The organism is Paenibacillus sp. KN14-4R, from assembly GCF_052180255.1.
Taxonomy (GTDB): domain Bacteria; phylum Bacillota; class Bacilli; order Paenibacillales; family NBRC-103111; genus Paenibacillus_AM.
Window position 1 is genome coordinate 1,813,072 of sequence record NZ_CP197466.1, and the last position, 13,675, is coordinate 1,826,746.

Annotated in this window: 13 protein-coding genes; 11 read left to right on the top strand and 2 right to left on the bottom strand. The window is 41.7% G+C overall.

Annotated features, from left to right (window positions below):
• Positions 1–236: 236 nt before the first annotated feature.
• The 6 genes from ACSBOP_RS08525 to ACSBOP_RS08550 all read left to right on the top strand — a co-directional run bounded on the left by ACSBOP_RS08525 (position 237) and on the right by ACSBOP_RS08550 (position 7,671).
• Entirely contained in the window at positions 237–1,880 is a 1,644-nt protein-coding gene (locus tag ACSBOP_RS08525) for a hypothetical protein (protein WP_442603983.1), read from the top strand.
• Positions 1,881–2,329: 449 nt separating this feature from the next.
• Complete coding sequence (locus ACSBOP_RS08530; RefSeq protein WP_442603984.1) at positions 2,330–4,699, top strand: xanthine dehydrogenase family protein molybdopterin-binding subunit; 2,370 nt, start codon at positions 2,330–2,332, stop codon at positions 4,697–4,699.
• Positions 4,686–5,519, top strand: coding sequence for an FAD binding domain-containing protein (locus tag ACSBOP_RS08535; RefSeq protein WP_442603985.1), 834 nt, complete (start codon positions 4,686–4,688; stop codon positions 5,517–5,519). The genes ACSBOP_RS08530 and ACSBOP_RS08535 overlap by 14 nt, the downstream gene beginning before the upstream one ends.
• A gap of 21 nt (positions 5,520–5,540) precedes the next feature.
• Positions 5,541–5,993, top strand: coding sequence for a (2Fe-2S)-binding protein (locus tag ACSBOP_RS08540; RefSeq protein ID WP_442604425.1), 453 nt, complete (start codon positions 5,541–5,543; stop codon positions 5,991–5,993).
• A gap of 12 nt (positions 5,994–6,005) precedes the next feature.
• Entirely contained in the window at positions 6,006–7,055 is a 1,050-nt protein-coding gene (locus ACSBOP_RS08545) for an XdhC family protein (RefSeq protein WP_442603986.1), read from the top strand.
• Positions 7,042–7,671: a nucleotidyltransferase family protein gene (locus tag ACSBOP_RS08550; RefSeq protein ID WP_442603987.1), complete on the top strand. Its 630-nt coding sequence runs from the start codon at positions 7,042–7,044 to the stop codon at positions 7,669–7,671. Before ACSBOP_RS08545 ends, ACSBOP_RS08550 begins: the two co-directional genes overlap by 14 nt.
• On the opposite strand, the gene ACSBOP_RS08555 is transcribed toward ACSBOP_RS08550, so the two are convergent.
• Together ACSBOP_RS08555 and ACSBOP_RS08560 are read right to left on the bottom strand one after the other, a co-directional pair.
• Positions 7,638–8,657, bottom strand: a complete 1,020-nt coding sequence (locus tag ACSBOP_RS08555; RefSeq protein ID WP_442603988.1) for an FUSC family protein — start codon at positions 8,655–8,657, stop codon at positions 7,638–7,640. The two genes, ACSBOP_RS08550 and ACSBOP_RS08555, sit on opposite strands and share 34 nt — an antisense overlap.
• 128 nt (positions 8,658–8,785) lie before the next feature.
• Entirely contained in the window at positions 8,786–9,988 is a 1,203-nt protein-coding gene (locus ACSBOP_RS08560; protein ID WP_442603989.1) for an MFS transporter, read from the bottom strand.
• A gap of 174 nt (positions 9,989–10,162) precedes the next feature.
• On the opposite strand from ACSBOP_RS08560, the gene ACSBOP_RS08565 reads away from it, so the two are divergent.
• The 5 genes from ACSBOP_RS08565 to ACSBOP_RS08585 all read left to right on the top strand — a co-directional run bounded on the left by ACSBOP_RS08565 (position 10,163) and on the right by ACSBOP_RS08585 (position 13,290).
• Positions 10,163–10,741 (top strand): TetR/AcrR family transcriptional regulator, encoded by a 579-nt coding sequence (locus tag ACSBOP_RS08565; protein WP_442603990.1) that lies wholly within the window; start codon positions 10,163–10,165, stop codon positions 10,739–10,741.
• Between the two features lie 34 nt (positions 10,742–10,775).
• A complete protein-coding gene (locus ACSBOP_RS08570; protein ID WP_442603991.1) occupies positions 10,776–11,345 on the top strand; it encodes an SF0329 family protein in 570 nt (189 codons plus the stop codon).
• Between the two features lie 106 nt (positions 11,346–11,451).
• Positions 11,452–11,946 (top strand): DinB family protein, encoded by a 495-nt coding sequence (locus ACSBOP_RS08575; protein ID WP_442603992.1) that lies wholly within the window; start codon positions 11,452–11,454, stop codon positions 11,944–11,946.
• Between the two features lie 69 nt (positions 11,947–12,015).
• The gene (locus ACSBOP_RS08580; RefSeq protein ID WP_442603993.1) at positions 12,016–12,846 is read left to right on the top strand and encodes a histidine kinase dimerization/phospho-acceptor domain-containing protein; all 831 of its coding nucleotides are present in this window, start codon (positions 12,016–12,018) and stop codon (positions 12,844–12,846) included.
• 63 nt (positions 12,847–12,909) lie between these two features.
• Entirely contained in the window at positions 12,910–13,290 is a 381-nt protein-coding gene (locus tag ACSBOP_RS08585) for an ATP-binding protein (RefSeq protein ID WP_442603994.1), read from the top strand.
• The last annotated feature ends 385 nt before the right edge of the window (positions 13,291–13,675 follow it).

Here is a 13,675-nt window from a genome sequence, read left to right on the forward strand (position 1 = left end):
AAATTGAATTTTGTCATAAGAGATTTGCGATCATAATTTTATAGATGTCAAATAAGAAAAATTCTGAAATCCTTTTACTGAAGGACTATCAGAATTTTTCTTTTGAAGCATATTTTCACCTATCACTTACTATTCAAACCTACTTGTTGTTAATTAGAAGTTGGGTACTCAATTAAATAAATGTCATAATAATTTTCACCTAAATCAGTAAAGAGGAAAGAAGTGAGGTATTCTGCATGATTTGTCCAAAGTGTTCAAAAGAAATTAATCTTTTTAATGAAGATATATCCACCATTGATTGTCCTCAATGCATGTTTTTTTTCTATTTAAGGCATACCTTGAGAGTAATGTTTGCAGCTTACTCAAATGTGGAGAAGAATCAGGATTCATACTTTTATAATCTCCACAGAGATATATATGATCCTTTTATTATACAAAATCAAAATAAAGTTACTCCCATAGAAGGTGCAATTTCTATGGGCGAGTATATAATAAGTCAAATAAAAAATTTAGTTAAAGGATACCCAAAGGAAGACCTTCTCTTTATGGTTGCATCATTAAGGGAAACTGCGACATGGAATGTTTTTGATAATGATGTTTGGGCATCTTCTCATTTAAGATCAATAAGTCATATTCTAACAAATTTAGTTGAGTCGTTTGATGAAGGGTTGTTTGATATTGACTCAATAATGTTCGAGAATGATTTTGTTAATATATTAATTTTAACAGAAGAGTTAGGCAAAATAGTCAATAACGTATTTCACTCTAACGTATTTGGCTGGGATAATGACTTATCGGATATGATTAAGACAAGCATTGAAAATGAAAAATTGGATTGGTTTCATAATTATTTTGAAGTAAAAGAATTACTTAAGCCTGAAGAAATAGAATTTGATGATGAACAAATTAACAATTACTTGCAGAGTCGAAAGATGTCTACAGCACAAATCAAAGAAGAAGTACATAGAGAACTATATAAACTAATTGGTTTCTCTACAAGTGATCTTAATAAGTTCAGAGATGAATGTATTCAAATAGCTGAAAAAAGCGGACAAGTACTAGAAATCACACCTAGAATTAAAGGAATGGCTATGAAGGTATGCTTTCTGTTTAATGAACAATTATCTTCAACTGAGATCGATAAAGAAATAACTCGGAACATTCGAAAATTTATGACTTATAGACCCACATATGAAAAAGGAAAGCCTTTAATAGAATTATTAAACCCACATATGGATTACAAGTTTATATTTGAGTATGAAAACTTAATAGCTTTTGGGGTATTAGATTCAGGGAATAGTATTACTATTTTTGATAATTTATCTGTTACTGATCACTATATACACGATATTTTTGGTGAAAGGGCAACTGCTCCTTTTAAAAAAGCACAAGAAAAAATTGCAACATTGATGGCGTATAAAATTTCAAATCACTTTGACAAAATAAATGATTACTATGTCCCTAAAATTCATAATGGAATACCTAATATAAATATAAAAATTATTCAGGGAAATGGTGTAAGAAAAAAAATGGTCGACCATAACAATCAAGATTTAGGTGATGTTGATGCCCTCGTTGTAGATATGAAAAACATGAAGGTACTCATTATTGAAATTAAATACTATAAACCTTCAACTGGGCTTATAGAGATATTAAGAAAGGATAAGAAAATTTTTGATGATCTAACGAAGATAAAAAAACGAGCTCAATGGATTAAAGACAACATTGATGCCTTAACAACAGCTTGGGGACTACCACATAATGAATACTTGATTGAAACAATAATTGTTACTGCAAGACCGAACTACTTCGGTAAAGAATTAGAAAAACAAGAAAAAGTAATTTACAAAACATTCGACGAAATATTAAGAGTCAACTGATAATATTAAATATATTTTGAAAGTGATAGAACTGTTCCGCTTTACCCTCCACTGCAAGATTCAGACGTAAGTGTATTTATAATGTGTAACTTAGTGATCACGCTTCTGGTCACACATTTTCTTTTTTGTACGTTTCGATGCATTCGAACGTAGAAACATAAAACTCAAAAAAGCCTTGTTCCACAAGGTTTTCTCCTGTGTTTCCCCTAACGTACAAAACCCCAGCTCTCCACTGGCAGCGATGAGGTCAGTAGATTGTCCCCCAAGATCCGCCAATCGGCTACCAAAACAGCATAGACGGGTTGTCAAGCTCATAATCAAGAAAGCAGGTATTAGATTAAAACCCTAATCCTGCTTTTTTATTTGGAGCTTTTCGCTTCTTGGACACCAGGGATTCTAAATTAAATAATACCGACGGATAAAACTGTATATAAATAGGCTAAGGAATTATGCGAAGCGTTATACGGCTATTTGAAAAAAAGGAGGGGGTCAAGATCGGTCAATCGATTGGAAAAAGCATTCCCAGAAAGGAAACATGGGAGAAAGTTACAGGGAGAACCAAGTATATGAACGATATCTCGAGAACGGACCTTTTGCATGCCAAATTAGCAATCAGCCCTCATGCGCACGCTAACATTAAATCAATTGATACGTCGAAAGCGTTGAACATACCGGGCGTGAAAGCGGTCATTACAGGAGCAAATTACCCGATATTACTCGGGTCACCACTCGAAGACCGGCCGCCAATCGCAATTGACAAAGTGAGATATTATGGGGAACCTGTCGCCCTTGTTGTCGCTGAACAAGAATATATTGCAGAGATGGCAGCTCTCCAAATCAAAGTGGAATATGAACTTTTACCGATCGTCCTTTCTCCAAGTGAAGCTTTTCGTAAAGATGCTCCGCTCGTTCATGAGCATCTTGCTACATATAAACGGCATGAAGATGTATACCCTGAGCCGGGAACTAATATCGCGAACCGTACAAAAATACGCAAGGGGGATATGGTGGAAGGATGGCGGAAAAGCGATCATATCATTGAAGTCCAAGTCACTTTACCGCAAGCGGATCACGCTGCGATGGAAATGCGATGCAGTATAGCTGAGATTTTACCAGGTGGAAAGGTGATCATCCATTCCGCTTCACAATCACCCTATGTTATCCGAAGGGCAATCAGCCAGACGTTCGATATTCCGCTTCACAAAGTAATCGTTCATACGCCTCTGGTCGGAGGCAGTTTTGGTGGGAAATCCGCTATTCAGATGGAGTTTCTTGTTTTCATGGCGTCAAGTGCAGTCGGTGGAAGAGCTGTAAAATTGGTTAACTCCAGGGAAATAGACATGATCTCTTCTCCAGTCCATATTGGTTTGGATGCCAGAATCAAGCTTGGCTGCACCCATGAAGGAAGAATGATGGCTGCGGAAATTTTGCATCTTTATGATGGAGGAGCGTATTCAGATCGAGGTGTGGTCATGAGCCGAGCGGGAGCCGTCGATTGCACGGGCCCTTATCGTATTGATAACGTTCATTGCGACTCTTTATGCATGTATACCAATCACCCTTATTCCACTTCATTTCGAGGATTCGGACATCCGGAACTGACGCTCGCTATAGAAAGAGCGATGGATTTATTGGCTGATCGAGTGGGCATGGATCGTTTGGAATTTCGTTTTCATAATGCGATTGGACCAGGGGATACGACACCGACACAAACTTTGCTAAATAGAAGTAACATAGGTGATTTGCCCATGTGCATTGCAGAATTGAAAACGTTAATCCATTGGGACGACCGTCCCCTACGTGAAATTGATGGCCATCTCATCAAGGCGATAGGGGTGTGCTGTTTCTGGAAAAACTCGAATACGCCAACAGATGCCGGGGCGGGAGCTGTTATTTTATTTAATTCCGACGGAAGCGTTAATCTCCTATGTGGCGCAGTAGAAATCGGCCAAGGAACTAGGACGGCACTTACTCAAATATTGGCCGAACGATTGCGTATGGATGACCAAATGATACATATTTCTACGGAAGTAAATACCGAAACCGATCCCCAGCATTGGAAAACAGTAGCTAGCCGCAGCACCTTTTTAGTTGGCAATGCGATCTTGAAGGCGGCTGACGATGCAATCGTACAGTTAAAAAATATCGCTTCAATGGTATTGCACTGCACACCAGCCGAGTTGGATGTTGGAGGGGGTAGGGTTTTCTATAAAAATCATTCTAATATTGGGATAGAAATTGAAAAAATCGCAAATGGGTATAGATTACCAAATGGGAATACGATCGGTAGTCAAGTAATCGGACGTGGGAGCTATTCGATGCGTAATTTAACCTTATTGGATCCTGAAACAGGTAAAGGAAATCCCGGTCCGGAATGGACAGTAGGCGCGCAGGCGGTAGAAGTGGAACTAGATACAAGAGATTACACGTATAAAATCGTTAAAGCGGCAACGGTCATCGACGCCGGCAAGGTGATCAATCCCGAATTCGCCCGCAGCCAAATCACAGGCGCTATGAGTATGGGCTTAAGTTATGCTAGCCGGGAGGCTTTCCAATTCGATGATAGAGGTGCCATTCTTAATCCGCAATTGCGAACCTATAAATTAATTCGTTATGGAGAACAGCCAGAGTACTGCATTGAATTCGTTGAGACGCCTCATTTGGAAGCGCCTTATGGATTGCGCGGAATCGGTGAGCATGGCTTGATTGGCATGCCCGCGGCATTAGCGAATAGCCTGACCATTGCCGCTGGAGTAGAGCTTAATCATTTACCTCTGACCCCAGAGATGATCTGGAGGACGATCTATGATCCCGTTTGACTTTGAATACTATAAACCTATTTCCATGCAAATGGCTGTGGATATGTTTCAGTCTCTGCAAAAACAAGGGAAGAAACCGATGTATTATGCCGGAGGAACGGAAATCATCACATGGGCTCGAACAAATTCCATAAGTCCGGGAGCTGTTATCGATTTGAAGTCAATTCCCGAGTGCAACGTAATGGGAATTCAGAGGGATAAACTGATTCTCGGAGCTTGTGTCACGTTATCGGCTTTATCTGCTGCGAACCCTTTCCCACTGCTCAGTGAAACGGCACAGGGAGCAGCTGACCAAACAGCTCGGAATAAAATCACGCTCGGCGGTAACATTTGCGGCAGAATTTATTATAGAGAGGCCGTTCTCCCGCTTTTACTCACAAACAGTCATATGGTGATAGCAGGAATACATGGGACAAGAGAGACTTCCATTCACAATGTTTTTTCACAACAAATGAGACTTGCGAATGGAGAATTTCTTGTACAAATCCTAACCGATCGAGATTATTTATCGCTGCCATTCGTTCATTACAAAAAACGGCAGATTGGCAATGTCGGCTACCCTCTCGTAACAGTAGCTGCTCTTAAGAAAGATAATCAGATTCACACAGCATACAGCGGTGCTTGCTCATTCCCTTTTCGATCTATAGAAATTGACCAGGCGTTGAACGATACCTCAGTACCATTGGCAGTAAGAATTGAAAGGGCGATCGACAACATTCCTGCTCCAATCCTTCAAAATACGGAAGGATCCGCCTCTTATCGGAAGTTTGTGCTTCAACAAACGATCGCTGATACGGTATCTATATTGGAAAGAAGGTGAAACATGTCATCTAACGATTCCATGATTTATCCAATTGAATTCCAAGTTAACGGTGAGGAGCGAACGATCCAAGTAAGGGCTGCGGATATTCTGTTAGATACACTTCGAGACAAACTAGGACTCACAGGGAGTAAATCTGGTTGCGATAACGGAGACTGCGGCACATGTACGATATTATTAAACAGCTTGCCTATGAAATCATGCCTAATGCTCACCGTGGAAGCGGGTAGAAAGCAAATTACAACGATCGAGGGTTTGATGAATTCACCGGTACAGCAGGCATTTGTACAAAATCAGGCATTCCAATGCGGTTACTGTACGCCCGGTTTTATTGTGAACTGTCAGGGCTTGCAAAATGTTCATCCGCATGCGAATCAAGAAACAATTAGAGTATGGCTGGAATCCAATATTTGCAGGTGTATGTCCTATGAAGAAATTCACAATGCAGTGAAGCGAGTATTTTCTGGGAGCTGAGGTGGGGCGAGCTTGGAAGAAATTCATCGTATTTTGGATACTATTAAACGTACCGATCGAAGAAGTGTGCTTGCGACGATTACCCAAGTGAAAGGGAGCGCTTACCGTAAAGAAGGAGCCTCCATGTTGTTTCTTGAAGATGGTTCACAAATAGGGGTAATAAGCGCTGGTTGCCTGGAGGCTGAGCTTTTGGCCTATGTGCCTGATATTTTGGAAACTGGTGTTTCTCGCAGCTTTGTGTTCGACATGGAATCATCGGATCCGCTGTCCTGGGGGGAAGATACGGGATGCGGTGGTGTTGTTCACGTAACGATGGAACCGGTGAATGATGTATTTGTGGATCATTTATGTACCTTGAAAAATTATTTGGATCAGAGGACCGAGGTCATACACATGAAAAGGTTTGGCTTAGATGGGGCTGTTACCGATTATGGTTTTTTGACAAATGATCGGCACCTGTTCGGGGAGTGGAAGGGAAAGTTTCCGCAGGTACTATTGGATTTAACGTCATCCGAGGAATCGCGGAAGAGCGGAATGAAGTTTATTTCATCCATACAATCAGATGTCTTCGTTCATACTTATTATCCCAAACCTCGTCTGATGATATTTGGTGCGGGACCGGACGCTAGACCACTGGCCGCAATTGCAGCAACCACCGGTTTTTCCGTCATCGTCTCTGATTGGAGACCTGCTTATTGCGATCAACGATTTTTTCCGGATGCTGAATCTATCTTATTGGGATTTCCGGAGGAAACGATAGGGATGGTTGAATTTACACCATACGATTATGCAATTGTAATGACTCATAATTTTAGGAGGGATCAGCAGCTGGTTCGACTTCTTTCTGAGCGGCAACTCTGTTACCTCGGCATTCTGGGATCAAAAAGCAGGACGGAACGCTTACTAACAGGTGAGCCGGTTCCGATGAAAGTTCATTCTCCCGTGGGACTTCCGATTGGTGCTGTGGGACCGGAGGAAATCGCTGTGAGTATTCTCGCAGAACTCATATATACTTATCGAAAAAATAAAATAAAAGAAGTTGTTATCCATGAGTCGAAATAAAACCGTTGGCATCTATTTAGCGGCAGGACAAAGTACCCGAATGGGTTCGGATAAACTTCGGCTTCCGCTCGGTCCTATGAAGCTGGGGAACTATGCGTTGACTGCGGCTTTGAACTCCAGGTTGGATTATGTTTGGGTAGTCGCAAATGACATAGGGGTAGATTGGATGGATAGCACATTCCATCAGGATCCGATCAAACGTAAATGGTCCATTATTTGCTGTCCTGAAGCACATTTAGGGCAAGCGTATTCCCTGCGGTGTGGTGTACAGGCTGCACTTGAAATGGAAGCGACAGCTGTAATGATCTTACTGGCGGATCAACCTTTAATTACAACTGAGATGATCAATGAACTGCTTATACGATTACAAACACATAGCGTAGACAGCAAATTTGGTTTTATGGCCTCAAGTTATGATGGTTTGGCAAGACCACCGGTTATTTTTACTCATCGAATGTTTACGGAACTCCTGCGATTACAAGGTGATCAGGGAGCCAGACATCTGATTCGTAAGAATAGATCGGGAATTTGTATCGATTTCCCCAACCCCGACTTGTTCATGGATGTGGATACCGCCGATGATTACAGGATTTTATTGGGAAAATCAGCATTTTGAAAATCTTGAATGACTTGTTCGGCGTTCATATATAATGCAATCGGGTACTGATAGTTAACCATATGGGTAGGCGCTTTTATTTGCGGGGAGGAAGCAGCAGAAGTAAAACTATATGCTGCCGGATCATCCAACTCCATTTTCCACTCCTCTATAAGCTCCGCTAACGTGTTCAAATGATCGGCCCAAACTCGTTGATCCTCATTGCCGAAATAACCGCTTTCGGACCATTTCACAAGAACTCGTATCATGTCAGCAAGATTGGCATAGCCAGACCGAAGTTGATGCATTTGCCGGGTTAACTTTTTCAAGATGTAGCGCTTTTTTTGACCTAGCAGATTGTAACGTAAACTTTGCTCCGCTTTATCGATCTCGGTTGTCGTTTGATGAAGTTCCTGGAATAAGGTTTGCAATTGTGTTTGCAGTGTTTGAGCTTCGCTCGGGGAGCAGCCCTCTTGAACCCAAAGAGCGGTGTTAATAAACCGGTTGGATAGGTGGTCCGCGAAATGGATCATCTTTTTTTGGGCTTTTTTAACGGAATCAGGAGGGAATATCATCATGTGGATCAGTAGGGCAACGACAGCGCCGATTACGGTATCACGTATCCGATCAAGAGAATAGCTGGGCATCTTGCTTTGAAAGAACAACACCAATAATATGCTGAGAGCAACTTGGACCATTATTGCATGATCCAGTCTCAGCCATGTTACGATTAACGCTCCGACAAGAAGAAGGAGTCCTATACTCCAGCCGTTTAAACCAACATAAGGTGCTATTGACGCAGTGAAAAGGACGCCAGCAATTGTGCCCATCACACGCTGCCATGCAAATTGTATGGATTTGTCAACTGTTAATTGGATGGTCAAAATAACCGTCAGAGGAGCTAAATAGGGATGTTTAGATCCAGCCCACTCCGCAAGCTCCCATGATAATGCCGCAGCTAATGGGGTCTTCCATACAACCCCTTTGGATCGGATAAAATCCATCATTTTATGAGGTCCCCCCAAAGCTCCATATAAAAAAAGCAAACCCTATCGTCGTATAGAGTCTGCTTTTTCTATATCAATTTATACATTTTCGCGATTAATCAATGAGCGATTTGCATTGCTCATAAGGTTCATTCTGCCTTGGTTTTTCTTTTCTCGGTTAGAAAGTAAACCAAAGCTAAAAGCGGCAGGGCGGTGCCAATGAGAGTGGTGAGTTTCCAGCCCCCTTGGATATAAGACCATCCTCCAACAGATGATCCGAAGGCTCCTCCTATGAAGAAAATAGACATGAATAGTCCATTTAGGCGCCCCCTCGTTTCGCTTCCCAACGAATAAACCGCACGTTGACTGATTACAAGATTTCCCGATACGGCCATGTCGAGCGTAAATGCGGATACAAAGAGAAATATCAAAGCAAGGATAGAATGGCTATTGAACAAATGAATGAGCAAAAAAGATAGGGAGGCTACAAGCATGGCTAGCCATGTTAACGTTTGACTCCATCCTTTATCCGCTAATCTTCCGGCAATCGGAGCAGCGATTGCACCGCCTACTCCAACTAGTGCAAACCATGCAATGCCTCCCTGCGACATTCCGAAGGTTTCAGCCAGATGTAAAGGAACAACCGTCCAAAATAAGCTAAAGGCTCCAAATAAACATGCTTGATATAGAGCTCGGCGCCGCAAAACAGGCGTCTGCTTCATCAATGCGCCTAAAGAGGCAATCAGTTTTCCATAACGTACAGTAGGGGAAGGCGAGCGCTTTGGAAGAGCAAATGATAGCACAACGGTCAAAAGCGAGATAACAATCGCAGACAAAATAAATATGGTTCTCCAACCCCAAAGACTGGCTATAAAGCTCGCCAACGGCCTGGCAAACATAATTCCGAGCAAGAGTCCGCTCATTACATTGCCAACCACACGGCCGCGCTGATCTTCTGACGCTAAATAGGCTGCGAAGGGTACCAGTATTTGAGCCACCACAGATCCAATCCCTATAAAAAGAGAGGCGGTCAAAAACAAAAGCGCATTAGGCGCGAATCCGGCGGTTAACAACGCGACAACTGCAACCGTAAGCATAATAACCCCCAGACGCCGGTTTTCAATAATGTCACTTAGCGGTACGATGAACAGCAACCCCGCTACATAACCGATTTGAGTCACTGTGACAATGAATCCCGCCGCTGTAGAGGTAAGGCCGGTTGCCTCGCTGATCGGTCCTACCAGAGTTTGAGCATAATAAAGATTAGCAACTATAAGTCCGCATGCAGCTGCTAATAAAAACATCATCCAACTCGATATGCCGCGTTTTCGAATGTCCTGTTCTTTTTCCATAATGATCCTCCTTAAATTAAATACTGAACGTATAGTTTATTAATTACTGATTAGAATAATATACTGAACGCATCGTTTTGTAAATAGGCTTTTTTTCAGTGCTCGTCTTTTGTATACTAAACGTATCGTTTATTTAGTGTGCGTTAAGATGCATATACGCAAAGGAGGATTTATATGCAGGGGAAAAGAGGGCGTCCGCGTAATATGGAGACGCAAAACTCCATTCTTTCCGCTTCTTATGACTTATTGCTGGAAAGTGGCTTCGGAGCGGTTACTGTAGAAAAAATCGCTGATCTTGCCAAGGTCAGCAAGGCTACAATCTATAAATGGTGGCCTAACAAGGCGGCAGTGGTTATGGACGGATTTCTATCCGCTGCGGCTGCAAAACTGCCTGTGCCGGATACCGGTTCGGTATACATGGATATGCTGGAGCATGCCACAAATATGTCACGGTTTATGATAAGCCGCGAGGGCTCCATATTTCTAGAAATTATAGGTGAAGGGCAAGTAGATTCTGCATTGGCGGATGCATTTCGAGCCCGCTATGTACAGCCTCGGCGGCTGGAGGTGCGGGATATTTTGGATAAGGGGCTTCGACGCGGAGAGCTGAAGAAGAATCTAGATATTGCATTATGTACGGATATTATCTATGGGCCGATTTTTTACCGCTTGTTAGTTTCTGGAGATCCGATTGACGATAACTATGTAAAGCAGCTGGTTACCCATGTGTTTGAAGGAATCAGTTTGTCTTAATCCGTTTTTATAATATAGAACAGAGGAGGATTACATGTCCTGGAGCAAATTGAAGCAACATCTGGAGAGTTTTCTCTGTCCTGCGTTACATGGAAGGGTCGAATACCGTGCAACCGGCTACCGTTATTTACCTGATAAAGCAGGACTTTGTTATATTGCTGTTGATAAAAAGAATGTACTCAATATGAGTGATAGAACTACTTTAATCAGATGGTATCAGACGGAGCTGGAAATTAAGAATGATTCAGATATCCCAATTCCTATTAACAATGAAGAAATTGAAGTGGTCAGAAAAGAAACCAAGGGGATGGTTCCGGAGGATCGTCTAAAAGTAATTGCAAGAGGTAGAAAAATATCAGAATATGCAAAGGAGATTATGTCAGCACAGTCATCATTAAGTAAATCAAATTTTATTGTTGTAGCTAATAAGTTTTTATCCATTTCTATAGAGGAAAGCATAGAGAGCAATGATATCTTATTGAATATTCTAGCTTTGGTGGACAGACGAGTTGGAAAAAAACGAATTTTAAACATGTCCGAGAAGATGAAGTTAAAGCATCCAATTGTGCAGTATTTTTATGAACTACGGCGTAGTACCTTATGAAAATAAATAACTCATTCACCTCCAATCGAGAGCCCTGCAATTAGGAAAATATTTCCACTCGATCAGGTTTGTAGTATGCTAGCTACATAAGGGAGGAGAGGAATCTATGACCAAACAACTGATCGTCGGCGATGTCATGCACGAGCTGACCACTACGCGCCGCATCCTTGAGCGCTTGCCCGAGGAACATATGGCTTGGAAGCCGCACGAGAAATCGATGACGCTGGGTGGGCTCGTCACGCACCTGATCAACCTACTGAACTGGCAAGTCGCGATTTTTCAGTACCCGGAGTTCGATCTTTCGACCGTACCGCAGCGGCGGGAACCTTTGGAACGACGCGTGGACGTGCTGGAGGAGTTCGACGCGAACGTTGGCAAGCTACAGAAGCTGCTGGCCGAATGCGACGAGAAATCGCTCGGCGAGGAATGGACGCTACGCCACGGCGACCATATCATCCTCCGTCAACCACGTGCGATCGCGCTGCGTACTTTCGGATTGAGCCATATGGTCCATCATCGGGCTCAGTTTGGGGTTTATTTGCGGTTGCTCGACGTTCCGGTACCGAGCATCTACGGTCCTTCGGCCGACGAGCAAAGCTAATGAACTAGGCTATTCCACAAAAAGGAAAAAATCCCCTCCAAGCCGAATTTAGTTCTTGGAGGGGATTTTATGTTAAAGGATCTGTTACTGGATATTATTGATATTTTGTTTCCACTATTGCTGTACCAATTTGTTTGTATTACTAACAAAACTTTCTACCATAAGGACCAACGTCGGCAGATGCTTCTGGGATTAATGTGCGGGACGGCAATTGTTTTATCCATGGTTTTGCCGACTACGATTACCAATGACTTTGATGGTGATCTTAGAAGTATTCCATTAATCATCTCTGCTTTATATGGCGGTTATATGGGGGCAATGATCTCTTTTGTATTTTTATTCGTATGCCGTTTTTTTATTGGTATGGATGGGTTTTTTATAAGTTTCATCGTTTCATTTATTATTTGCGCTGCTGCTTCTCTTTTTGGTGCTCGGTTTTATAAAAGACCGCCGAAAACTCGATTTATCATTTGCATCATTTTAACGTTGGCAGCATTGACCATCTCATGGTGCGCATCCGTCTTTACGTATCAGAAGGACGGGTTTTATTCCATATCTAATGCCTTTCAGATTGGCTTATTACATTTGATTTCCATGTGTATGTCTGTTTTTTTGATGGAAGTAACCATTAAAGCAATTTCGATGCAAGAGCAAATCATTCGTATTGAAAAGTTAAATGTAACCAGCCAATTAGCTGCTTCTGTAGCGCATGAAATTCGTTCGCCACTCACTTCTATTAAAGGTTTTTTACAGTTGTTGTTAAGCAATGCGGAAGGGAAGGGTAGGCAATATCTTGAAATATCTATGACTGAACTAAACCGCATGGAATATATCATTAATGATTTCCTCAATTATTCAAAACCCCAAATCGAATCGATCGAAGTATTCTCAATATCCTAAATATTAAATCAGATCAAAGAATCTGTAGATCCGTTTGCCCAATCGAAGCATGTGGACTTGAATGTGGATTCAGAAGATAACCTATGGATTCAAGCGGAACAGTTTAAAATAAAACAAGCACTTATGAATATCATTAAGAACTCCATAGATGCTTCAACGGGAAAAGGGCAAGTTTCTATAAAAGCATATCGTCAATTGAATAAAGTTTGTATAAAAATTCGTGACAACGGGGTAGGAATGACATCTGAAGAACTCGCGATATTAGGTACCCCTTTCTATTCTACAAAAACGAATGGCACAGGGCTCGGTCTTATGGTGACGTTTAGGATTATCCAAGCTATCAAGGGGACATTGGAGTTTCAGAGCGTCAAGGGTGAGGGCACTAATGCACTTGTGATTCTTCCTGCAGTTGATGACCATAGGAAGGAAGTCAATGGATGCTAGAGCCTAGTAGGTGCTTTTTTCTATGCAGGGCTGATATAAGCGACTTGAATGTATATTTTTGTAATATTGATATCCGTTATTCTTGCATACTTACTTACCACTCTATCTAACTTACTTCTTAGGAGAAAAGTATCCAGAATAAATATGATTGAATCATTCCAGATTCAGAAGACCGCCAAACGGCAAGAAAAACTACTCGTGTCTCAAATCCGTGTGAGTACTGGATTTTTTGATTGTTCAGCAAGCATTATTTAGAGATGCCTGTTTTCATGCATCTCTTTTTGCGATGGATGAGTTTTTATTGATCTCTGGGGTATGCTAAACTTAATACATAGCAAAAAATATCTTTCAGCAAAACTAATGTGTAGATTCGGAAGAAGGGAGT

Coding starts and splice junctions, on each gene's coding strand:
- ACSBOP_RS08570 (WP_442603991.1), top strand. CDS start 10,776: ATGTCCTGGAGCAAATTGAAGCAACATCTGGAGAGTTTTCTCTGTCCT.
- ACSBOP_RS08580 (WP_442603993.1), top strand. CDS start 12,016: ATGTTAAAGGATCTGTTACTGGATATTATTGATATTTTGTTTCCACTA.
- ACSBOP_RS08535 (WP_442603985.1), top strand. CDS start 4,686: ATGATCCCGTTTGACTTTGAATACTATAAACCTATTTCCATGCAAATG.
- ACSBOP_RS08525 (WP_442603983.1), top strand. CDS start 237: ATGATTTGTCCAAAGTGTTCAAAAGAAATTAATCTTTTTAATGAAGAT.
- ACSBOP_RS08540 (WP_442604425.1), top strand. CDS start 5,541: ATGATTTATCCAATTGAATTCCAAGTTAACGGTGAGGAGCGAACGATC.
- ACSBOP_RS08565 (WP_442603990.1), top strand. CDS start 10,163: ATGCAGGGGAAAAGAGGGCGTCCGCGTAATATGGAGACGCAAAACTCC.
- ACSBOP_RS08575 (WP_442603992.1), top strand. CDS start 11,452: ATGACCAAACAACTGATCGTCGGCGATGTCATGCACGAGCTGACCACT.
- ACSBOP_RS08555 (WP_442603988.1), bottom strand. CDS start 8,657: ATGATGGATTTTATCCGATCCAAAGGGGTTGTATGGAAGACCCCATTA.
- ACSBOP_RS08560 (WP_442603989.1), bottom strand. CDS start 9,988: ATGGAAAAAGAACAGGACATTCGAAAACGCGGCATATCGAGTTGGATG.
- ACSBOP_RS08530 (WP_442603984.1), top strand. CDS start 2,330: ATGCGAAGCGTTATACGGCTATTTGAAAAAAAGGAGGGGGTCAAGATC.
- ACSBOP_RS08550 (WP_442603987.1), top strand. CDS start 7,042: ATGAGTCGAAATAAAACCGTTGGCATCTATTTAGCGGCAGGACAAAGT.